This is a genomic window from Lentzea californiensis (genome assembly GCF_024648825.1).
GTDB classification, from domain to species: domain Bacteria; phylum Actinomycetota; class Actinomycetes; order Mycobacteriales; family Pseudonocardiaceae; genus Lentzea; species Lentzea californiensis.
The window spans coordinates 28,333-49,695 of sequence record NZ_JANBBE010000001.1; the positions used below are offsets into that span (position 1 = coordinate 28,333).

Here is a 21,363-nt window from a genome sequence, read left to right on the forward strand (position 1 = left end):
CTCGGCCTCCCGACCTGCCACGTCCCGCCGAGCAGCCACATCCTGTCTCAGCCACCGACCAGCCACGTCCTGCACCGCCCGCCGACCTGCCAGGCGCGTCGAGCAGCGCACCCCGCCTCGCTCGACTCGACCTCGCAGACCTGTCGCCTCCAGCCCACCTGCCCGACGCACCGCGTCCCGCCTCGCGGGTTCCACCGACCCCCGAAACGCCGCGTGGGCCGCGTTCCCGGAGGAACGCGGCCCACGCAGTGGTGGTGCGGTGAGGGCGTCAGCCCTTCTTGCGGTTGTTCTTCGCCGCCTGGCGGGCCGCCTCGCGGCGCTCCTTGCGGGTGCCGCCGCCCTGGCCGGCCGCTCCGTCCGGCTCGCCGTGCTCGTCGACTCCGCCGTCCTCGGCGGGGCCGCTGTAGCTCAGGTTCTGCTGGCCGGGGCCGCCGAGGCCCTTGCCTCGCAGGGCCGGCGGGATGGCGTTGCCGCTGGCCAGCTGGGCCATGGCCGGGCCCGCGGGGGCGGCGGGCTCGCGCTGGGCCTGCTGCTGGGCGGCTGCCGCGGCGCGGGCCCGGGCGCGTGCGCCGCCGCCTCCGCCGTTGCCCGACACCTGCGGGAGGGCCTGCGGAGCCGCGCCCAGGGCCACGGGGACCTCGGGCTGGGCCGGCTCCGGCTCCGCCGCTTCGACCTGGAGGTTGAACAGGAAGCCGACGGTCTCCTCGCGCAACGCGTCGAGCATCGCGTTGAACATCTCGAAGCCCTCGCGCTGGTACTCGATGAGGGGGTCGCGCTGCGCCATCGCGCGCAGGCCGATGCCCTCCTTCAAGTAGTCCATCTCGTACAGGTGCTCACGCCACTTGCGGTCCAGGACGGACAGCAGGACGCGGCGCTCCAGTTCGCGCATGGCACCTTCGCCGACGCGGCCCTCGATCTCGGCCTCGCGGGCGTGGTAGGCGTCCATCGCGTCCTTGACGAGGAGGTCGCGCAGGTACTCGCGCGTGACGTCCTCGTCGGACTCGAGGATCTCCTTCGGGTCCAGCGAGATCGGGTAGAGGGTCTTGAGGGCGGTCCAGAGCTTCTCGAAGTCCCAGTCCTCGGCGTAGCCGTCGGCCGTGGCGCCGTTGACGTACTCCTCGACGACGCTCTCGATCATGTGCTCGACCTGGTCGCGGAGGTCTTCGCCGGCGAGGACGCGGTGGCGCTCGGCATAGATCACCGTGCGCTGGCGGTTCATGACCTCGTCGTACTTGAGGACGTTCTTGCGGATCTCGAAGTTCTGCTGCTCGACCTGCGTCTGCGCGCTGCGGATGGCGCGGGTGACCATCTTGTGCTCGATCGGCACGTCGTCCGGCACGTTCAGGCGCGTCATGACCATCTCGACCATGGACGCGTTGAAGCGGCGCATCAGTTCGTCCTGCAGGGACAGGTAGAAGCGCGACTCACCGGGGTCGCCCTGACGGCCGGTGCGGCCGCGGAGCTGGTTGTCGATGCGGCGCGACTCGTGGCGCTCGGTGCCGAGCACGTAGAGACCGCCGGCCTCGCGGACCTCGTCGGCCTCCGCCTTGCCCTGGGTCGTCAGTTCCTCGACGACCTTGGCCCACTCGGCCTCGTACTCCTCCGGCGTGGTCACCGGGTCGAGGCCGCGGTCACGCAGCTCGTGGTCGGCGATGATGTCCGGGTTGCCGCCCAGCACGATGTCGGTACCGCGGCCGGCCATGTTCGTCGCGACGGTGACGGCGCCCTTGCGGCCCGCCTTCGCGATGATCAGCGCCTCGCGGTCGTGGTGCTTCGCGTTCAGCACCTCGTGCGGGATTCCCCTGCGCACCAACAGCTTCGAGAGGTACTCGGAACGCTCGACGCTCGTCGTGCCGATCAGGACCGGCTGGCCCTTCTCGTGCTTCTCGGCGATGTCGTCGGCGACGGCGTCGAACTTCGCCTCCTCGCTCTTGTAGACGAGGTCGGGCTGGTCCTTGCGCTGCGGCGGGCGGTTCGTCGGGATCGGGACGACACCCAGCTTGTAGGTCTGGTGGAACTCGGCCGCCTCGGTCTCGGCGGTACCGGTCATGCCGCCGAGCTTCTCGTAGAGGCGGAAGTAGTTCTGCAGCGTGATCGTGGCGAGGGTCTGGTTCTCCGCCTTGATCTCCACGCCTTCCTTGGCCTCGATGGCCTGGTGCATGCCCTCGTTGTAACGGCGACCGGAGAGCACACGACCCGTGAACTCGTCGACGATCATGACTTCACCGTTGCGGAGGATGTAGTCCTTGTCGCGGTTGTAGAGCTCCTTCGCCTTGAGGGCGTTGTTCAGGTAGCCCACCAACGGCGTGTTCGCCGCCTCGTACAGGTTGTCGATGCCGAGCTGGTCCTCGATGAACTCCACACCGAGCTCGGTGACGGCGACCGTGCGCTTCTTCTCGTCGTACTGGTAGTGGAACGACTTCGACTTCTCCTCGATGACCTCGATGCGGTCCTTCTGGGAGAGCTGGGTGACGTCGATGCCGCGCATGCGCGGGACGAGCCGCGCGAACTCCGTGTACCAGCGGGCCGACTGCTCGGCCGGGCCGGAGATGATCAGCGGCGTGCGGGCCTCGTCGATGAGGATCGAGTCGACCTCGTCGACGATCGCGAAGTAGTGCCCGCGCTGCACGCACTCGTCCAGGCTCCACGCCATGTTGTCGCGCAGGTAGTCGAAGCCGAACTCGTTGTTCGTGCCGTAGGTGATGTCCGAGTTGTACGACGCACGCCGCTGCTCCGGAGTCATCTCGGAGAGGATCGCGCCGACGGTCATGCCCAGGAAGCGGTGAACGCGGCCCATCCAGTCCGCGTCACGCTTGGCCAGGTAGTCGTTCGTGGTGATGACGTGGACGCCCTTGCCGGCGATGGCGTTGAGGTAGACGGGCATGACCGAGGTCAGCGTCTTGCCCTCACCCGTGCGCATCTCGGAGATCTGACCGAGGTGCAGCGCCGCGCCACCCATCATCTGGACGTCGTAGGGGCGCTGGCCGAGGGTGCGCTTCGCGGCCTCGCGGGCCACGGCGAACGCCTCCGGCAGCAGCTCGTCCAGCGACTCGCCCTCGGCGTGGCGCTTCCTGAACTCCTCGGTCTTGCCGCGAAGCTCTGCGTCGGAGAGGTCCACCACCTCGTCTTCCAGGTGGTTGATGTGCTGTGCGATGTTGCGGAGGCGCTTGAGCATCTTGCCCTCGCCGGAGCGGAGCAGTCGGGACAGCACCATCTGGATAGACCTCATCACCTGTATCGCGGCGCGCCCACGTCGGACGCCTTTCCCCTGCCCATCGTAGGCAAGTCGCCAAGATGTGTGCACGGACACAGGCGGATTGGGTCACCCGACCTGGTCTGTGCAGGTCAGGTGCGGTTTGAGCGATCTTTCCCAGGCCACCTGCCGCCGGTGCCCCCACCTCGGCTACTGGTGAGGAGAACGAACGGGAGCCGCGCAAAGGTTCCTGGCCCGGCCTGATTCACCTTGACGGTGAACGTCGCGGCGCAAAATGGCGCCGACCGGCGGTAGACGCGCGCCGCCGCCCCGCACGCGAGGGGTGCGGGGCGGCGGCGGTCGAAGGAACGAGGGTCGAGCGGGGTCAGGCCAGCCTGATCACGCCGTAGTCGAATCCCTTCCGGCGATAGACGACACTGGGGCGTCCGCACTCGGTGTCGGCGAACAGGTAGAAGTCGTGTCCGACCAGTTCCATCTCGTAGAGGGCCTGGTCGACGGTCATCGGTTTGGCGGCGTGCTCCTTCTCGCGTACGACGCGTCCGGGCAACTTGTCTTCGAGGCCGTCGTCCCAACGCTGCGCGGGCACTTCCGCCATGCCCTCGTAGTCGGCCTCGGGTGCGTCGAGCACCGCGGTCTTGGCGCGGCGCGACGTCATGCTTTCGCCTGCGGACCGGTCAGCCAGTCCGCTTGTCGCTTCGGCCACCGAGATCGGGGCGCGGGCCCCGTGGTGGACGCGCCTGCGGTCGTGAGACCGACGCAGGCGGTTCTCGAGCTTCGCGACCGCAGCATCCAGCGCGGCGTAGAAGTCACCCGCGCAGGCTTCGGAACGGACTACTGGTCCACGTCCCTTGCCGGTGATTTCGACCCGCTGGCAGTTCTTCGACTGGCGGCGGTTCGGCTCGTGGAAAAGCTCCACGTCGAAGCGGATGACCTTGCGGTCGTAGCGCTCAAGCCGGGCCAGCTTTTCGGCGACGTGAACCCTGTAGTGATCGGGCACCTCGACGTTGCGGCCCTTAACGACGATGTCCATACACGACCTCCCTCGCTTTGTTGCGAGCTATGGCTGGACTGCTTTAAAAGCGCCGTGGCGATCTTCGATCGCGGATGTGTCGCAGAGGGTCGTCTCCCTCAGCTCTCACGGCGCCAGGGTCATGGGCTGTTCGCCTCCTCCCCGCGGGCCGGGAACGCTGATAGCGGTGCACGTTAGCTTGGGATTCACCGTCGCGTAAGCCCCCTTGCCGGGGGAACGATGAGATTTTTTGATGACTACGCAGCGCGACGACAGCGCGTTGCCAGTCGTTTCCCGAGCGTGCTCCGAACCAAACCTCCCGGGGCCTCGCTCACCCGAACGGCGCACAGCCGCACCGGCACTCGACAGCAGCTCCGCTGCGTCGAACGGCTCCAGTGTCGACCTCATACCCAGCCAACGGGCGACCCCCGCGTCATGTTCCCGAAACCCGGAAGAGATCGATTCCGAACCACTCGGCGGCCCTCGCCGCACTTCTTCGCACCGATCCGAGCGCTGCGGATGCCCGATCACAGCCCAGTCACGCCCGGCTGAACGGTCGATTTCGCCCAATGCCGACAAGGCAGTCGATCACTGTTGGGACGGACGTACAGCTATTGCCCCAGTAATAACCGCTGGTCAGCTCCATACGTGAATAATCGTTAACCAATCGGGGGGGGTGTGGCGGGCACGCCTGAGGCCGACTCGGGGACGTGATCACCGTGGTCCGAGGTCGTTGATCGACGGGCTCGCGCGCGGACGCCTCAGTTCTGAAACACCGCGTCAACAGACGTTGGGACAAACGGGTCGAAACGAGTTACCCGATCCCGCAAGATCGTCACAGAACTCCCGCCGAGCAGGGGATTCTCGTCGCGCCGAACCGCCTCGGAGATCGACAACGCCATCGGAACTTCACCCTTGTGGGCGGTGCCGAAAGGCCCCGCCGGGCCCCTCACCCGAATTTTCTGTCAGACCTCGCCGCCATCCTGGTCCCATGACAGCTTTCGACCTCCTCGTGCCGGCCACCTGCTCCGGCTGCGGCCGCGCCGGCTCCCAGTGCTGCGCCAAGTGCTTCGCCTCGTTCGGCCCGCCCACACGACTCCAGGTGCCCGGTGTTGGCCCGCCAGTGTGGACGCTGGCCGCCTATCACGGCGCCGCAAGGGAACTGGTGCTCGCCTTCAAGGAACGAGGCGCACGGCCCCTCGCAGCGTGGTTCGGCGCCCTCGTCGCAGCAGCGCTCGTCGCGATCGGGCCTCCACCGTGGACGCTCGTCCCCGCGCCGTCGCGCCGCAGTGCCGCGCGGGATCGCGGCGGCGACCACATGCTGCGCATCGCGAGGGAGGCGGAGATCGCCGCCGTCGCCCCCGTGCTGCGCCTCGCCGCCGGAGTGGCCGACTCGGTGGGGCTGGGCGCCGGAGCGCGGAGGAGGAACCTGGAGGGGCGGGTGCAGGTCTGTGGTCCGGCGCCTCCGGGCACCACCGTGCTGCTGGACGACGTGGTCACCACCGGGGCCACGGCGTCGGCCTGTGTGCGCGCTCTGCGGCAGGCCGGGGTGCGGACGAACGCAGTGCTGGTGCTGACGTCGGCGCGACCGCACCGGCCTGGGCAGTGACGGCCTGCGCGGTGAGGGGGCGAGAGCTCGTGGCGACTCACCACGTCGGCACCACCGACCAGCCCACGGCGCCGTCAGCCCAGCCACGTCAGCACAGCCAGCCCGAGCGGCGTCAGCCGAGCACGACTGCCGCGAACCTCGTCAGTCCGGCCACCCGCGTCGCGCCGTCAGCCCGGCCGTGTCAACCAAGCGACCCGAGCAACGTCAGCCGCCCAGCAACCCCGAGCCGGATCAGCCCGGGTAGAACACCAGCGCCCCCGCCGGCACCCGGATCCCGCTCGACCGCCACACGTCCGTGATGTCCGAAGCCGACCACAGCCCGGAAGGGTCCACCACCTGCACCTGACGCGCGGGCGCCGCCGCCACCGAACCCACGGGCACGTTGAGGTTCGACTGGCTGTAGCGGTCCATCTTGTAGCCGTCGGTGTAGACCTTGGTGACCGGCCACGAGGGCAGCGAGGAGGAGACCACCAGCACGTCCTGCGAGAGCCAGTCGATGGACTGCACGGCCGAGCCCAGTATCGACGGCTGCAGCTGGCGCGGTGAGCGGAGGGCCACGTCCTGGTTGTCGCGCACCACCGAGGCGACGTAGAGCTTGCCGGCGATCACCAGGGCGGCTCGCGTGCCGTCGCGGGAGAGGCGCAGTTCGCTGATCGAGCCGAACGGCAGGATCTCGGTGATGTTGACGCCCTTGGCGGTCCAGCTGCCGTTGTCCGAGCGGGTCACCCTGGTCACCGAGGTGCCGTCGACCGCCGTCCAGACTTCGGTGCCGGGTTCCTTCGGGCCGCTCGAGAGCTGCCACGTCGGTCTCGACAGGGTGGTCGCGACCAGGTCCACTTCGGACAGTTCCTGTTCGAGCTCGCCCACTCGCAGGCGCATCCTGCCGCCCGCGCGGGAGACCACGGCCAGGCGTGAGCCGTCCAGGGACTGCGCGGCGGAGGTGACGCTGTACGCGCCCGTGCCCGCGGGGCCCTTGATCGGGGCGCCGTCGGTCAGCGAACGGACCGAGCCGTCCGCCACGATCATGCCCTGGAGGTTCGCGTTCAGGGCCAGCAACGCCTCGCCCGCGGTCGCCGACACGTCGGACGGCCGGTAGTCGCGCTGGTCCGGGAGGATCTGCTGGCCGTCCACCAGGACGCGCACGCGCGAGGAGGTGACGCCCGAGTACGACTTCACGACCTGCGCGACGATCTGCTTGCGCTTCTCGGGGGTGAGGTCCTTGCCGACGTTGGTGAGGTTCACCTCGAGTGCGCCGTCGTCGGCTTCCTTCGTGTCCGAGAACTTGTCGGTGTCCGGGCCGAGCGCGCTCACGAGGGTGTCACGCACCGCGTCGCCGGGGCCCGCGATCAGCAGTTCGATGACGCGGGTCGGGATGCTCGTCGCCGGTGGGATCACGACGTAGCGCGGGTCCGGGACCAGCACGGTGAACTCGGGGTTGTAGAAGTACAGCGTGATGCGGCGGTACGTGGTGTTGAAGATGCCCTGCGGCATGTAGATGCCGGCGGGCGGTTCGGAGATCCGCCACTGGTTCTCGCTGTTGCGCTCGACCTTCACCGGCTTCTGGAAGTCGCCGAGCTGCGGGACGAACGCGTTGTCGCTGCCGAGCCTGCCGAGGTACTTGCCTTGCAGGAGAACGGTCTGCGTCTTGTCCTGCGGCGCCTGCGAGGTCGGCACGGTGGAGAAGCCGGTCTCGATGATCGTGGGGTTCTTGGTGTCCCACTTCCGGCTGGCGTCCTCCGTCATGAACGCACGGGCGGACGCGTAGTTGTTGTCCGGGTTCGACGTCGCCTCGATGAAGTCGCGCACGAGCGTGAACGGGTCGATGTTCTGGCGCGGTTCCGGCGCGGTGGGGGTGTTGGACGCCTTGTTGTCCTTCGACCCGATCGGTTTGGGCTGGGTGTTCGTCGGGATCGCGGCGCACCCGGCCAGGGTCACGAGCACGAGCACCAGCAACGCCAGCCGCTTCACCGCACTTCCTCCGAAACCTCGTCCGACGACACGTGCGGCCCGTCCACGGGCTCCGCGGGCTGCCAGGTGATCTCCTCTGGCCGCAGCTCGATCTCGCCGGGCTCCTCCTCGGCGACGGGCTCCTCGTGCACGGCGACGGTCTCGTGCTCGATCGAGGGCGCCAGCGGGAGCGGGCTCTCGCGCAGCTCCTCGCCGTGCCTGCGGGGCAACGTCAAGCGGAACGAGGCACCGTGGCCGGGTTCGCCCCACGCCTCCAGCCAGCCGCCGTGCAGGCGGGCGTCCTCCAGCGAGATCGACAGGCCCAGGCCGGTGCCGCCGGTGCGGCGGTTGCGCGACGGGTCGGCGCGCCAGAAGCGGCTGAACACCAGTTCGGCCTCGCCCTGGCGCAGGCCGACGCCGTGGTCCCGCACGGTGATCGCGACGGCGTCGTCGTTGCCGCGCATGGTGAGTTCGACCGGCTGGCCCTCGCTGTGGTCGATGGCGTTCGCGAGCAGGTTGCGCAGAATCCGTTCCACGCGGCGGGAATCCAGCTCGGCGACGAGTTCGTCATCCGGCAGGTCCAGCACCACCGGCGAGTTGGCGCTCGTGGAGATCGCCCGCACCGAGTCGTGCGCGCGGCGCGCCAGCACGCGCATGTCGACCTGGTCGGCGGTCAGCTCCTCGACGCCGGCGTCCAGGCGGGAGATCTCCAGCAGGTCGCCCAGCAGCGACTCGAACCTGTCGAGCTCGTCGACCAGCAGCTCGGTGGACCGGGCGAGGCCGGCGGGGAACTGTTCGCGGGAGGCGTGCAGGACGTCCGCGGCCATGCGCACCGTCGTCAACGGGGTGCGCAGCTCGTGCGAGACGTCGGAGGTGAACCGGCGCTGCAGCTGGCCGAACTCCTCCAGCTGCTTGAACTGCGCCTGGATCGACTCGGCCATCTCGTTGAACGACTCGGCCAGGCGCGCCACGTCGTCCTCTCCGACGACGTGCATGCGTTCGTGCAGGGTGCCGTCCGCGAACCGCTCCGCGACCTCGGCCGCCTGCCGCACCGGCCGCACCACCTGGCGCGTCACCAGGTTCGCGATCAACGCGAGCAGGACCAGCAACACGATGCCGCCGACCGCCAAAGTGGACTGCACGACCTCGGCGGTGCGCTGCTCGGCGGTCAGCGGGAAGATCAGGTACAGCTGCATCGAGCGCGCGGACGTGCTGATCGGCAGGCCCACGACGAACAACGTGGTCTGCACGCCGTCGCGCTGCACGGTGTGGATCTGGGTGCCGGAGCCGCCGTCCTCGACCATCTCGCGCAGCCCGCGCGGCACGTCGTCGAGCTTGCCGACGGACGGCACGCGGCCCGCGCCGGCGGAACCGAGTCCGTCGGCCAGGACCGGTTCGAACGCGCCCGCACCCGCCGTCGTGGCGTCGGTACCGGCGCCACCGACAGCGAGCTTGTTGATCGCGCTGGTGAACCGCGTCTGCACGCTGTCCGGGCCCGGGTTCAGGCCGACCAGGTCGGACTGGATCAGGCTGCGCGAGGCCACCGCCTGGCGCACCGCGGCCTCGTCCTTGGTGTTCAGCAGCTGGTTGGTGATCTGCATCTGCAGCACCATGCCCAGCACGAACACCACGGCAGACGAGAGCGCGAGCGTGGACACGACGACGCGCAACTGCAGCGAACGACGCCAAAGGTCACCAAACGCGGACCACCGCTTACGCGCTTCCTCGACGAGGAACTGCGCCTTCGCGATGGCCGGCCGAACGAACTTCATACGCCACCTGTCACGGAGGGCCGGCCTTGTACCCGACACCGCGGACAGTCAACACCACCTCGGGGTGTTCCGGGTCCCGTTCGACCTTGGAACGCAGCCGCTGCACGTGGACGTTCACCAGGCGCGTGTCGGCGGCGTGGCGGTAACCCCACACCTGCTCGAGCAGCACCTCGCGGGTGAACACCTGGCGCGGCTTGCGGGCCAGTGCGACGAGGAGGTCGAACTCCAGCGGCGTGAGCTGGATCGGCCTGCCCTCGCGCAGCACCTCGTGGCCGGGGACGTCGATCGTCAGGTCGCCGATCTGCAGCACCTCGGACGGCTCGGCCTCGGTGCGCCGCAGGCGCGCCCGGATGCGAGCCACGAGCTCCTTGGGCTTGAACGGCTTGACGACGTAGTCGTCCGCGCCGGACTCGAGGCCCAGCACCACGTCGACCGTGTCGCTCTTCGCCGTGAGCATCACGATCGGCACGCCCGACTCGGACCTGATCGCCTTGCAGACGTCGATGCCGTTCATCCCCGGCAGCATCAGGTCGAGCAGCACGAGGTCGGGCTTGAGCTCGCGCAGCGCGGGCAGGGCACGGGCACCGTCGGCGACCACCGCGGTGTCGAAGCCCTCCCCGCGCAACACGATCGTCAGCATCTCCGCCAGGGCGGGGTCGTCATCGACGACGAGCACGCGTGCCTTCATACTCAACATCGTCGCACTCCCGGTCGCGCGTTCGCGCACCGCCCACGTTCCGTTGCTGCTGGTGGCGATGTGCGCTCGTTCGGTAACCGGCCGGAACTGTCGTTCCACGTACCCCACCTCGCCCCGTTTGACCTGTTCGTCGCGTGAGTATCCGCCCGAGGATCACCTTTCGTTACCGGGTGCTCTCACGCCGTGCGAACGGCCGAAGCCAGCCAGATGCGCGCGTCACCCACCTTCCGGGGGTCGGTGATCGCCGGAACGGCGCGGTCGTGCCGCGCGGCCAGGTCGACCTGGTGCGTCACCGTCGCCTGCCAGCCGTAGCGGTCGAGCCACTCGACGGGGTCCTCCACGTCGGACCGCCAGCGTGCGTCCAGCGCGTCGAACCGCTGGTGCACGGGTTTCATCTGCGGCAACTCGCGGAAGGCGCGGTTGACGTGTTCGAGCGCCAGCGTGCTGCCGCGGGCGGACAGCGCGCTCACCCAGTACAGGACCTGCTCCCCCGCGTCCGGCGGCAGGAACATGAAGAGGCCCTCCAGCAACCACGCCGTGGGCCTCTTCGGGTCGAAACCAGCTCGTATCAGCGCTGTCGCCCAGTCGTCCCGCAGATCGCACGGGACGGCGACGCGTTCACAGGCGGGTTGCGCTAGCTGGTCACGCAGGGCGTCTTCCTTGAACTCGATCAGCTCGGGCAGGTCGAGTTCGTAAAGTGTCGTGCCCGGCGGCCATTGAAGCCTGAACGCTCTTGTGTCGAGGCCCGCCGCCATGATCACGACCTGGGGCTGCGGCGTGCCCAGGAGTTCGTCGTCGAAGTACCGGGTGCGCAGGACGAAGTGATCACCTGCGAGGGTCCGGACGCCGTTCAGGTCGCTCGCGGAGCCGGCGGCCTCCACGAGCCCCGCGGCCAGCGGGTCGTCGAAGAGAGGGCTGAGATGCCCTTGCTCGTTGGCGCGGGCGGCAGCGATCAGCACCGCCGTCCGGGCGACACCGACCGGGGTTCGCTGCAGTACACGCTTCAAATTGTGCTCTCCTATTCACTCACAGTGACAAACCGGACACTCGATCGTGTCAATCGGTACGCACGTGAGCGACCACTCAAGGAGTGAAGAGCGGTTCCAGAAGCGAATGAAAGTTCACGTTTGACCGCCCGTCGACCACTTGCCACGGAGCGAGCCAGCCGATGTTCGCCAATCCGTCGTAAACCACGCCGCATCTGGCCTGCAGCGAGCCATCGGATTCGTAAATGTCGCGGGCGCGCGACTCGTCGGCCTGCTCCCGCTTCGCCGCCCGCTCGGCCGCGACCTCCACGGGCACGCGCAGCAGCAGGTGAAGATCGGGGACGGGCAGCCCGAAGCGTTCGATCTCCAGCTCGTGCACCCATCGCACGAACTCGCCATGCTCGTCCTGGTGCAGCCGCGCGGCGCTGTACGCGGCACTCGACGCCACGTACCGGTCGAGCAGGACGACGTCGTGCTCCTCCAGGTCCTTGCGGATCTCGTCGGCCGCACCGCGCCGGTCGAGCGCGTAGAGGACGGCCATCCCGTAGACCGAGTCGCTCAGGTCGCCGAGCCGGCCGTAGAGGCCGTCGCGGACCAGGTCAGCGTGCACGCTGACGCCGTAGCGCGGGAACGCGTGAGCGGCCACGGTCCTGCCCTGAGAGGCCAACGCCTCGGTCAGTCCGTTGGCGAGAGTGCGCTTGCCGGCGCCGTCCAGACCTTCGATCACCACGAGCTTTCCCACGCCAGAACCCTAACGGGACCGGTTCCGGCCACTCACACGGCCGCAGCGCGTCCCCCACACGGGCGAAATCCGATCTTTCGATCACCAGAACGAGTGACTACGGTGAACAGTCACACGGCGCGTGTGAAGGGTAGGTGCCGCGGTGACCGCGGATTCCGGGCACGCCGGGTCGGTCGAAGAACCGATCGGGCACCCGACCGGGGGTCTACCGACCCCTCTCGCCGAGACGCTGCGCTACGGGCCGTTCCACCGCGCATTGCGCGAGTCGATCGCCCACCGGGGCCTCTCGCTCGCACGGCTGCGCGCACATCTCGAACAGCTGGGTGTCCAAGTTGGCCAGTCGACGCTCTCGTACTGGCAACGCGGCTTGCGCCATCCCGAGGTGCCACGCGCCATCAGCACAGTGCGCGCGCTGGAGACCGTGCTGCGCCTACCGCCGTCGTCCTTGTTGGACCTCATCGGCCCGCGCACCGCGAACACCTACGCGCCACGCCCGGTAGCGACCTGGCCGGATCACGCGCCGTTGCTCGCAACGTTCGACTCCGTACCGGAGGCCGCCCGCGGCAACGCCGACCTCGAAGTGCTCTCCGTGCACGACACCGTCCAGATAGGCATGCACCGCGAGCAGCGCTCCATCACCACACGACTGGTCGTGCGCGCGGTGCGCCAGGGACCGGACAGGTACCTGGCGATGCACCACGGCGACGACGGCTCGTTGATCGAGAACGCGATGGTCAGATCCGGCGAAGGCTGCCGGCAGGGGCGGCTGCGCCGGGAAAGCGCTTCCCGCAACCTCGCCGTGGAGATGCTGTTCGACCGGCGGCTCGCGGCGGGCGAGGAGCACGTCTTCAGCTTCACGATCGTCGACGACACCGGCAACGCGACGCCCGGCCACCACCGGACGTTCCGCGACACCTGCGGCTCGTACCTCGTGCAGCTCTCGTTCCACCGGAGGGCGATGCCCGCGCGCTGCATGAAGCAGTTCCTGGCCTCGGCCGACGCGACGCCGGTCGACGTCGACGAGCTGGTGTGCGGGCTCGGCGGCGTCGTCAGCGCGTACTTCGGCGACGTCGGGCCGGGGATCGCGGGCATCGCCGTCGAGTGGAGCTAAGCACCTGGCCGGAAGTTCTGTCCGAACGGTGGCTCACGCCCACGCCCCCCAACTTGAGTGCCTCCGGCTCAAGTTTGAAGGTGCACGCGGGGCGCTTTCGTGCGCTTGAAGCGCACGCGGGGGCCCCGCGTGCGCCAGAGAGAGTGCGCGAAGTGCCGCTTTGTGTGGTGCTGGGACTGGGGGCGGGCTGTTCGGAGGGAAAGGACTTCGGGCTTGGTGCTCAGACCTGGGGCCTGGGGTGTCCCCAGAGGACACCCCGCGCGACGCGGTCCGCGGACGCACGTCCCCTGAGTGAGGGCGAGGAAAGCGAGGGAGCTAAAGACCGGCGCTCCGAAGAGCATTCCGGTTCCGGAGTTAGAAGGAAGCTCCCTCATGGCCTCGCGTCAGCCACGTTAGCAGTGGTGCGGGTCAGTCCGACAGCAGTTTCCCGAGTTCTGACACCGTGGTGACGGTTCCGGTCTCGTCCTGCGCCAGACCGATGCGGATCGCCGGAGCGTCCTCTGTGGACGACTTGCGCGCGAACAGGTCCCGGAGCCTCGCCACGGTGAAGTACTTGCGCCGCAGCGCCGCCGCGGCGATCAGCTTGACGACGTCACGGTTCTCCTCGACCCGGTTGCCCCACGACGTGCCGCGCAGGTAGAGGTGCAGCCACGTGCCGTACCACGCGTCACCCTCCCGTTCGAACATCACCGGCAGCGCGACCTTTCCCTTGCCACGCATGGCGGAGCGCGCCCGAACCGTGCTCGGCTCGAACGGCTTGCCCATCTGCTCGAGGTCGCGGGTCATGAACCCGAACATCGACTCGGCGACGTCGTCGAACCCCTCTCCCGAGAAGATGTTCACCTGTGGCACCACGTACTTGGCGTTCGTCTTGATCCGGTGCACGTCGATGAACTCCGTCGCACCGTTCCAGGCGTCCGTGACGTCACCCGAGTAGAAGGCGCCGTCCTGCTTCAGCTGCGTCCACGACACCTGTCCCTGGTACTCGAACCTCTCGTCGAGCAGCACCGCGGACAGGTCGTAGTCGGTTCGCTTCGCGTGCTGCCGCCAGTGCACGAAGAACCGCAGCACGTCGCCTTCGAGCCAGAGCTTCGAGCCGCGCGGCAGCACGCCGAAGCCCTCCTCGGTACCGGTGGTGGGCACCACGACGTCGAGCACCTCGTCGTCGACGACCAGCTCGGAGTACTCCGGCAGCCTGCCGACCAGCTCGTTCTCGACCACCTCGACGATCTCCGCGACCGCCTTCGGGTCGAGCGGCTCGCGGTCGTCGTCGGCGATCCACACCCTGCGCGAACGGGTCGCGAAGATGCGGGCGGCGTCCGGCGTCGTGCGGTTCGACAGGTGCTCCAGCACGGAGACGAGCACGCGGCTGGACACCTCCGGCACCGCCGCCTCGACGTGCACGGCGAGGTTCTCGGCGCCGTGCCGGAGCAACCTGTCGACTTGCCTCAGCAACATTCCGGGCGCCTTGGCGAGGATGCCGACCGCACGCGCGGTGTCGTTCTCCGCGAACGCCAGCTCGACCTGCCCGGCGAACGACCGCGCGACCTTCTCCCTGCGCGCCACCGCGAACACGTCCTGCGCCCGTTCGAACGGGTACTCGTGCGGGTGCAACCGCTCGCCGAGGCGCTTCCACGCCTCGCGGTACTGGCCGACGTCACCGAGCTTGCTCTCCGCCACCTCGTTCAACGCACCGAGCAACGCCCTGCGCTCAGGCCGGCGGAACGACCGGAACCGCGTCGGCTCCTGAAGCGTGACGTCTCCCCCGGACGCCTCGGCCGCGAGCCGCAGCACGTCGGTGACGGTGTCGATGTCCTGCAGAGGCCGCTGCGCCACCAGCCGGGCGGCGTTGAGGATCGCGCGGTTCTCCCGGACGGGCACGTCCAGCTCGCCGTCGGGGCAGAGCACGGCCAGCTCACCGAGCAGCGCCCTGTCGTTCTCCGCCAACGGAATCGGACTGGTGGCGAGCTCTTCGAAGAGGCGCTGAGCCTCTTCTTCGAGCGTGTCACCGAGATGCACGAGCGTGATGCGGTCCTTCAACGACGGGATCAGCTCGTCGTGCGCCCGCAGCATCTCCTCGTAGGAGTGCTGGACCCGCCCGTACTTGGGCAGGGCGAGGAGGTTGTTCGTCGGCGCGACGCCCTTCTCCAGCGCGTCCCGCAGGCACTCCCGCCAGAACGCGAGGGTGTCCGGCACGTTGTGCGGAAACTCCTTGAAGTACGGGTTGTGCTGCCCACGCGCACCGATCAGCTCCTTGAGCGCGCGCACGACCTCCGCGGCGTAGTCCTCCGCGTGCGCCAGGCCGCCGACGTGTTCGAGCAGCTCCCGCGAGGCCTTGAAGCCCGACCTGATCAGCGCGGCGTCCAGTTGCCTCGCGACGGCGGCACCGTCACCCGGCGCATCGTCCGAAGTGGGCACGCGCAGGGTCTTCTTGATGATGGTCGTCCGCACCCGGTCAGTAAAACCCGCACGTCAACGCAATTCCACCCGTTCGGGCACGATGTTGTTCGTTCTCCATCGCCTAACGTCGAATTTCATGAACGGCGATCCGTCCACCCCTTACAGCCGTGACCTGGGCGATGAGTTGCGACAGGTGCGCGAGCGCTTCACGACCTTCCGCGGCAGGCGGATCGCGCGGATGCTCGGGTGGGACCCCGGCAAGGTCTCCAACATCGAGCACGGCAAGGTGCGCGCCACCGAGATCGACATCATCCAGTACCTGGGGCGGTGCGGGCGCAGCCAAGCCTTCATCACGGACTTCCTGGAGCGGTACCGATCCGCGTTCAACCCCTACTTCGTCCAGGTCACGGACAACCTGCGAACGATGGCCATGGCGGAGTCACTGGCGGAGAAGATCACCGGCTACGACCTGACCTACATGCCGGGCTTGTTGCAGACCGAGGACTACGCGACGGCGCTGTACGTGGCCCGCGGAGTTCTGACTCCGGACATGATCGAAGCCGCTGTGCGTTTCCGCATGGAGCGGCAGACCATTCTGCAGCGGCACAACAGGCCAACATGCGTCTTCTACATCCATGAGAACGCTCTGCGACTCAAGGTCGGCAGCGACGAGATCATGGAAGACCAGCTCATGAGGCTCCTCTTCCACACGCACACGATCCGGATCGTGCCTGCGGCGAGTGGTCCGGCGGGCGTTCTCCTCGCTCACTACGTGCTGTGGGAGTACGAGAAGCGCAGCAGCGTCGCCTACACGCATTCAGACCTCGCAAAGGTGTTCGTGCAGGACGAAGTCGGGGTCAAGCGCTGCAAGTCGATCTTCGCGCGCCTGGATGCAGTCGCGCTGGATGAGGAACAATCGCGGTCGATGGTGGCGGACCTCGCCAGTCGATCGCGGGAGGACCTCAGTGGCCGGAGACTGCACCTGGCGTAAGAGCAGCTACAGCGGCGGCGACGCCATCGACGACGACTGCGTCGAGGTGGCGTTCGCCCAGGCTGTGCGCGTACGTGACTCCAAGAACACCGCAGGCCCCGAGCTGGAGTTCAGCGCTGAGACATGGCAGACGTTCGTAGGGGCGTTCCATCGATAGAGGAGACCTGGTGTGGCGTCACTGGGCGATGTGGCCGACGCGCTGCGGCGCGTGCTGGGCACGATCGACCAGTCGATAACTGCCCACCACCAAGCGTCCGAACTCGCCGAACACGCGCGAGAGCTTCTCCGCGCCGCCAGTTCTGGCAGCAACCAAACCGACGTGGAACAGGCCTGCTCGTGGTTCACCCGCGTGATCGAGGGAATCACCGAGCCGGAGGGTCAGGTGTCCACGCTCGCGACCATCGCCGACGAAATCCGCTCCTATTTGCGCCGTCACGGTCTCGCAGAGGAAGCCTGCCTGCGGCAACCCTCTCAAAGCATCGCTGAGCAGGTCGAGGCCCTGCGTCGCCAGCTGCCACCTCCCGTGCAGGCGGGTAGCGGACAGAAGACGCACGGGCGATGGTTCACGCCCGGCAGCGAGGAGGCTCGCTCCGTCGTGAGCGGCGAAGACGCTGAGTCCGCGGAGGTCTGGCACGTCTTAAAGGACACGCAGTTCCCGGAAAAGGGCCCACCGATCACTATCACGCACGTGGAGACCAAGCTCGCGGTGCGAATGAGGCGAGAAAACATCAGGCATGCGAGCGTGGTCATCAACTACACGCCGTGCCGCATGAAGTGGGGTTGTGACAACCTGCTGCCGGTACTTCTGCCTGAGGGATACACGCTGACCGTGTACGGGCCGAACTACCGGAAGACGTTCACAGGAGGGAAGCGCCCACCGTGGCAACGCTAGAGATCTGGTACGACCAGAAGCCGGACAACGACTTCGGCGCCGGTGATCCCTCCATCCTCGTGACCACGCACGAGGAGCTGGCGGCGTTCATCGACCGGGTGAGCGAGCGCTCCGCCGCCCAGCCCTGCCCGTCGCTGGTCGAGGTGTCCATCGCCGAAGATCCCTACGGCTTCCCCACCGTCTATGCGGGCATCGGCAGCGACCAAGGCTATGTCCGCATCAGCGGAGTGGATGACCTGCGGGCGACACAAGGCGATCTGGACGCGACCGGAGACCTGGTTTACGACTTTCAAGGCCACGAGACGCTGGTTCCCGCGAGCTACGAGGTTCCGCTGGACACAGTCCGATCAGTGCTGGCTGCCTACCTCGATCACGGCGGGTTGATTCCTGCGGACTTCCCGCACCTGGCGAGCGTCGGCTGAGCCCGTCGGGCACCGGCAGGTCCAACGCAGCGAGGAACCGCCGAGTCTCGTCCCACTCGAAGGCATCGGGGTCCTCGTCCTCGGCCAGGTAGGCGAGCAGCTCGGCCTGCTTGGTCTGCGACGTCACCGACGGAGTTGAGCAACCACCACCACAGATCCAGGCCGGACGAGGGTTGCGGCGAAGCCTGGCAGGATTCATCGAAGCTCGGTAGCCGCCTGCCACGACAAGCCCTCGGGCCGCATTCCCTGGTTCGCCAGCAGCTCCTGCAGGGCTTGCCGCACCACGTCGAGCGGCACCTCCGAGTCAGCCGGGAACTCGTGCGCCGTCCCGTAGTACAGGTAGCGGACGCCATCCGGCTTGACCTGTTCTCCTCTGCTGAACCACTCGCCATCATCATCGGCGTAGCGAACAGCGCCGAGCGCACTGGCCTGGTCGACGCCAACCACCAACTCGTGCGTCGGGTCCTCGTCGGCGCACTCGTCGACGGCGTAAACCGTCGCCGACCGGTAGTCCTGCCCTGCGTCCAGCAGCTCAGTGAGAAAGCCGTCAACGTCGTCGTCGGTGCGCAACAGAGTCACTCCCGCGCCGTGCTTGTACGAAGCCTCCAAGACATAGCTCATGTCTGGGCTTCCTTTCCCCGGTAGGTTTGCTTGCCGCCTCCTCAGCGGCGTCGAGAGCATCCGCCAGTTCCGTGAAAGGCAGGCGTTCCAAGCTTGCGCGCAGCGCTGCGATCACGTCTCCGAGTGTCGCCGAGCGCCCTCCCCCGCCAGGGCAAGTACACCTTGCTGGCGTTGGGCGGGCAAGACGTCAGCTGAGTCCGTCGGGCACCGGCAGGTCCAGCGCAGCGAGGAACCGCCGCGTCTTGACCTCGACGAACACCTCGCCGTCGTCGATCTCGGCGACGTCCTCGGACTCGGCCCACTCGAACGCGTTCGGGTCCTCGTCCTCGGCGAGGAACGCGAGCAGCTCGGCCTGCTTGGCCGGAACGTCGCCGCCGGAGTTGAGCAGCCCCCACCACTCGGCCAGCCCCGCGGCCTCCCGCAAGACGTCGGTCGGGTCGGACGCGCTGGGGTTCTCGAAGTAGGTGCGCGGCGTCAGGCCCAGGTAGGCGACACCCGATCCGGTGCCGGCCGGGGCGTAGACGACCGAGGTGATGTCGCTGTCGTGGATGTCGATCCACAGGAACGGCTCCGCGAGCGGCGGCAGTTCGCCCTCGGACAGCGTCTTCCAGGAGCCGTGCTCGTAGGCGTAAGTGCCGAAGAAACCCACTGACCAATCCTTAGCTGATCTCGACGCCGCTGACCGACGTGCCCGCCGGGAGGTCCTTGACCTTCGCCCACAGCTGCCCGTGGACCGACCAGTAGACCTCCTCGTCGACGACCTCGAGATTCTCCACCGCCTCCACACCGCCCAGGAACAGTGGTGTCCTGAACCCGACGCATGCTCCGGCCGGAGTGCGTTCCGGGTGCAGTGCGCGCCAGGCGCCGAAGAGGTGCTGGGCGAGGAAGGTGCCGGGGTCGTCGACCATGTACTCGTCGAGCAGGTCCGGGATGACGCAGTCGAGCTCGTAGACGTCGCCGGCAGCGGGGTCGAGCAGGAGCAGCAGTGCGTTGCGGTGCAGGTCGAGCGCGTACAGGCGGCCCAGCCAGTCCTGGGCGAACGGGCGGATGCGCGGTGCCCACTCCGGCCACATCGCGTTCGCCAGGCCCTGAGCGCGGCGGGCCTCGTCGTCGGTGAGGACGCGGAGGATGCCGTCGCCGAACGACAGCCCGGCGGCCGTCGTGACCAGCTCGGCCAGGCCCGGGACACGGCGCAGCGGTGCGATGTTCGCGGGAGGCGACGGCTCACCGGCGTCCAGCGGGTAGGCGCCGGAAAAACGTTCGAACACTTCAAATCCCCCCAGCGACAGCGACGAGCCCTCGCCTGGTGCAGGCGAGGGCTCGTCGGAGCAGAAATCAGTAGCGGTAGTGCTCCGCCTTGAACGGGCCCTCGACGTCGACGTCGATGTACTCGGCCTGGTCCTTGGTGAGCTTGGTCAGCTCGCCGCCGAGCGCCTCGAGGTGAATGCGCGCGACCTTCTCGTCCAGCACCTTGGGCAGGCGGTAGACCTCGTTGTCGTACTCCTTGAACTTGGTGAACAGCTCGACCTGAGCGATCACCTGGTTCGAGAAGGAGTTCGACATGACGAACGACGGGTGGCCGGTCGCGTTGCCCAGGTTCATCAGGCGGCCCTCGGACAGCACGATGATCGTGCGGCCCGACGGGAAGATCCACTCGTCGACCTGCGGCTTGATGTTGTTCTTGCGGATGCCCGGGTAGCGCTGCAGGCCGGCCATGTCGAGCTCGTTGTCGAAGTGGCCGACGTTGCCCAGGATCGCCTGGTGCTTCATCTGCGACATGTGCTCGACGGTGACGACGTCCTTGTTGCCGGTCGTCGTGATGATGATGTCCGCGATCGGCAGGACCGACTCGAGCTTCGCGACCTGGTAGCCGTCCATCGCGGCCTGCAGTGCGCAGATCGGGTCGATCTCGGTGACGATCACGCGGGCGCCCTGGCCGCGCAGTGACTCGGCCGAGCCCTTGCCGACGTCGCCGTAGCCGCAGACGACGGCGACCTTGCCGCCGATCAGGACGTCGGTGCCGCGGTTGATGCCGTCGATCAGCGAGTGGCGGATGCCGTAGCGGTTGTCGAACTTCGACTTGGTGACGGCGTCGTTGACGTTGATCGCGGGGAACAGCAGCTCACCGGCGGCGGCCAGCTGGTACAGGCGCATGACGCCCGTCGTGGTCTCCTCGGTGACGCCGCGGACGCCCTCGGCGATCTTGGTCCACTTGCCGTTGTCCGCCTCGACCGACTTCTTCAGCAGGGCGAGGAAGACCTTCCACTCGTCGGAGTCGTCGGCCTCCGGCGAGGGCACGACACCCTGGGTCTCGTACTGCTTGCCCTTGTGGACGAGCATGGTGGCGTCGCCGCCGTCATCCAGGATCATGTTCGGGCCGCCGCCGTCCGGCCAGGTCAGCATCTGCTCAGCGGTCCACCAGTACTCCTCCAGCGTCTCGCCCTTCCAGGCGAAACACGCCACGCCCTTCGGCTCCTCCTCGGTGCCGTGGGGGCCCACGACGACGGCAGCCGCCGCGTGGTCCTGCGTCGAGAAGATGTTGCAGGAGGCCCAGCGCACCTCGGCGCCCAGGTCGACCAGGGTCTCGATGAGGACGGCCGTCTGGATCGTCATGTGCAGCGAGCCGGAGATGCGGGCGCCCTTGAGCGGGTACACCCCGGAGTACTCGCGACGGAACGCCATGAGGCCGGGCATCTCGTGCTCAGCCAGCCGGATCTCCTTGCGACCGAACTCGTGGAGTGACAGGTCGGCCACTGCGAAGTCGATGCCGTTGCGGGTCTGCAACCGTTCCGCGGTCATTACGAAGTCCTCCAGGGCACTTCAGCGAGGGTGTCGTCCGACCATACCGCCCGCTGATGCACCACTATGTCCCCCACGTTGGGTGAGGGAGGTCTCGGGTGTTGCTGACTGGCCCGGACACACGTGTCGTCGAGTTGCGTGTACATGGCGT

At 68.0% G+C, this 21,363-nt stretch carries 18 protein-coding genes; 6 read left to right on the plus strand and 12 right to left on the minus strand.

The window, feature by feature from the left end:
- Window positions 1-268 precede the first annotated feature (268 nt).
- Window positions 269-3,214, minus strand: a complete 2,946-nt coding sequence (gene secA / locus LX88_RS00190) for a preprotein translocase subunit SecA (RefSeq protein ID WP_258945907.1) — start codon at window positions 3,212-3,214, stop codon at window positions 269-271.
- Between the two features lie 364 nt (window positions 3,215-3,578).
- Complete coding sequence (gene hpf / locus LX88_RS00195) at window positions 3,579-4,244, minus strand: ribosome hibernation-promoting factor, HPF/YfiA family (RefSeq protein WP_258945908.1); 666 nt, start codon at window positions 4,242-4,244, stop codon at window positions 3,579-3,581.
- A gap of 970 nt (window positions 4,245-5,214) precedes the next feature.
- Between hpf and LX88_RS00200 the strand changes: the two genes are divergently transcribed.
- A complete protein-coding gene (locus tag LX88_RS00200; RefSeq protein WP_258945909.1) occupies window positions 5,215-5,832 on the plus strand; it encodes a ComF family protein in 618 nt (205 codons plus the stop codon).
- A 231-nt stretch (window positions 5,833-6,063) separates the two neighbouring features.
- Here the strand turns inward: LX88_RS00200 and LX88_RS00205 are convergent, their stop codons facing one another.
- The 5 genes from LX88_RS00205 to LX88_RS00225 form a co-directional block, all read right to left on the minus strand.
- On the minus strand, window positions 6,064-7,800 hold the full coding sequence (locus LX88_RS00205) for an LpqB family beta-propeller domain-containing protein (RefSeq protein ID WP_258945910.1): 1,737 nt from the start codon (window positions 7,798-7,800) through the stop codon (window positions 6,064-6,066).
- Window positions 7,797-9,551, minus strand: a complete 1,755-nt coding sequence (mtrB, locus tag LX88_RS00210) for an MtrAB system histidine kinase MtrB (protein ID WP_258945911.1) — start codon at window positions 9,549-9,551, stop codon at window positions 7,797-7,799. Before mtrB ends, LX88_RS00205 begins: the two co-directional genes overlap by 4 nt.
- 10 nt (window positions 9,552-9,561) lie before the next feature.
- Complete coding sequence (mtrA, locus tag LX88_RS00215) at window positions 9,562-10,239, minus strand: MtrAB system response regulator MtrA (RefSeq protein ID WP_030471262.1); 678 nt, start codon at window positions 10,237-10,239, stop codon at window positions 9,562-9,564.
- A 185-nt stretch (window positions 10,240-10,424) separates the two neighbouring features.
- Window positions 10,425-11,255, minus strand: coding sequence for an SAM-dependent methyltransferase (locus tag LX88_RS00220; protein WP_258945912.1), 831 nt, complete (start codon window positions 11,253-11,255; stop codon window positions 10,425-10,427).
- Between the two features lie 76 nt (window positions 11,256-11,331).
- Entirely contained in the window at window positions 11,332-11,976 is a 645-nt protein-coding gene (locus LX88_RS00225) for a dTMP kinase (RefSeq protein ID WP_258945913.1), read from the minus strand.
- 142 nt (window positions 11,977-12,118) lie between these two features.
- On the opposite strand from LX88_RS00225, the gene LX88_RS00230 reads away from it, so the two are divergent.
- Complete coding sequence (locus tag LX88_RS00230; protein WP_090067336.1) at window positions 12,119-13,087, plus strand: hypothetical protein; 969 nt, start codon at window positions 12,119-12,121, stop codon at window positions 13,085-13,087.
- Window positions 13,088-13,495: 408 nt separating this feature from the next.
- On the opposite strand, the gene LX88_RS00235 is transcribed toward LX88_RS00230, so the two are convergent.
- Window positions 13,496-15,538, minus strand: a complete 2,043-nt coding sequence (locus tag LX88_RS00235) for a TerD family protein (RefSeq protein WP_258945914.1) — start codon at window positions 15,536-15,538, stop codon at window positions 13,496-13,498.
- Here LX88_RS00235 and LX88_RS44130 point away from each other — a divergent pair.
- From LX88_RS44130 to LX88_RS00255, 4 genes are read left to right on the plus strand one after another with little or no spacing between them, the layout of a single operon-like run.
- Window positions 15,522-16,478: a DUF5753 domain-containing protein gene (locus LX88_RS44130; RefSeq protein ID WP_258945915.1), complete on the plus strand. Its 957-nt coding sequence runs from the start codon at window positions 15,522-15,524 to the stop codon at window positions 16,476-16,478. The genes LX88_RS00235 and LX88_RS44130 overlap by 17 nt on opposite strands.
- A complete protein-coding gene (locus LX88_RS00245; RefSeq protein WP_258945916.1) occupies window positions 16,453-16,635 on the plus strand; it encodes a DUF397 domain-containing protein in 183 nt (60 codons plus the stop codon). Before LX88_RS44130 ends, LX88_RS00245 begins: the two co-directional genes overlap by 26 nt.
- Before the next feature lie 12 nt (window positions 16,636-16,647).
- On the plus strand, window positions 16,648-17,370 hold the full coding sequence (locus tag LX88_RS00250) for a DddA-like double-stranded DNA deaminase toxin (RefSeq protein ID WP_258945917.1): 723 nt from the start codon (window positions 16,648-16,650) through the stop codon (window positions 17,368-17,370).
- Window positions 17,358-17,792: an Imm1 family immunity protein gene (locus LX88_RS00255; protein ID WP_258945918.1), complete on the plus strand. Its 435-nt coding sequence runs from the start codon at window positions 17,358-17,360 to the stop codon at window positions 17,790-17,792. The genes LX88_RS00250 and LX88_RS00255 overlap by 13 nt, the downstream gene beginning before the upstream one ends.
- 195 nt (window positions 17,793-17,987) lie before the next feature.
- On the opposite strand, the gene LX88_RS00260 is transcribed toward LX88_RS00255, so the two are convergent.
- The 4 genes from LX88_RS00260 to ahcY all read right to left on the minus strand — a co-directional run bounded on the left by LX88_RS00260 (window position 17,988) and on the right by ahcY (window position 21,212).
- Window positions 17,988-18,413 carry an Imm1 family immunity protein gene (locus LX88_RS00260; protein ID WP_258945919.1) on the minus strand — a complete coding sequence of 142 codons (426 nt, stop codon included), beginning with the start codon at window positions 18,411-18,413 and terminating at the stop codon, window positions 17,988-17,990.
- 187 nt (window positions 18,414-18,600) lie between these two features.
- On the minus strand, window positions 18,601-19,062 hold the full coding sequence (locus LX88_RS00265) for a hypothetical protein (protein WP_258945920.1): 462 nt from the start codon (window positions 19,060-19,062) through the stop codon (window positions 18,601-18,603).
- Between the two features lie 10 nt (window positions 19,063-19,072).
- Window positions 19,073-19,681, minus strand: coding sequence for a DUF1851 domain-containing protein (locus tag LX88_RS00270; protein WP_258945921.1), 609 nt, complete (start codon window positions 19,679-19,681; stop codon window positions 19,073-19,075).
- Window positions 19,682-19,748: 67 nt separating this feature from the next.
- Entirely contained in the window at window positions 19,749-21,212 is a 1,464-nt protein-coding gene (gene ahcY / locus LX88_RS00275) for an adenosylhomocysteinase (RefSeq protein WP_258945922.1), read from the minus strand.
- Window positions 21,213-21,363 lie beyond the last annotated feature (151 nt).

Coding starts and splice junctions, on each gene's coding strand:
- mtrB (WP_258945911.1), bottom strand. CDS start 9,551: ATGAAGTTCGTTCGGCCGGCCATCGCGAAGGCGCAGTTCCTCGTCGAG.
- ahcY (WP_258945922.1), bottom strand. CDS start 21,212: ATGACCGCGGAACGGTTGCAGACCCGCAACGGCATCGACTTCGCAGTG.
- LX88_RS44130 (WP_258945915.1), top strand. CDS start 15,522: ATGATGGTCGTCCGCACCCGGTCAGTAAAACCCGCACGTCAACGCAAT.
- secA (WP_258945907.1), bottom strand. CDS start 3,214: ATGGTGCTGTCCCGACTGCTCCGCTCCGGCGAGGGCAAGATGCTCAAG.
- LX88_RS00200 (WP_258945909.1), top strand. CDS start 5,215: ATGACAGCTTTCGACCTCCTCGTGCCGGCCACCTGCTCCGGCTGCGGC.
- LX88_RS00260 (WP_258945919.1), bottom strand. CDS start 18,413: ATGAGCTATGTCTTGGAGGCTTCGTACAAGCACGGCGCGGGAGTGACT.
- hpf (WP_258945908.1), bottom strand. CDS start 4,244: ATGGACATCGTCGTTAAGGGCCGCAACGTCGAGGTGCCCGATCACTAC.
- mtrA (WP_030471262.1), bottom strand. CDS start 10,239: ATGAAGGCACGCGTGCTCGTCGTCGATGACGACCCCGCCCTGGCGGAG.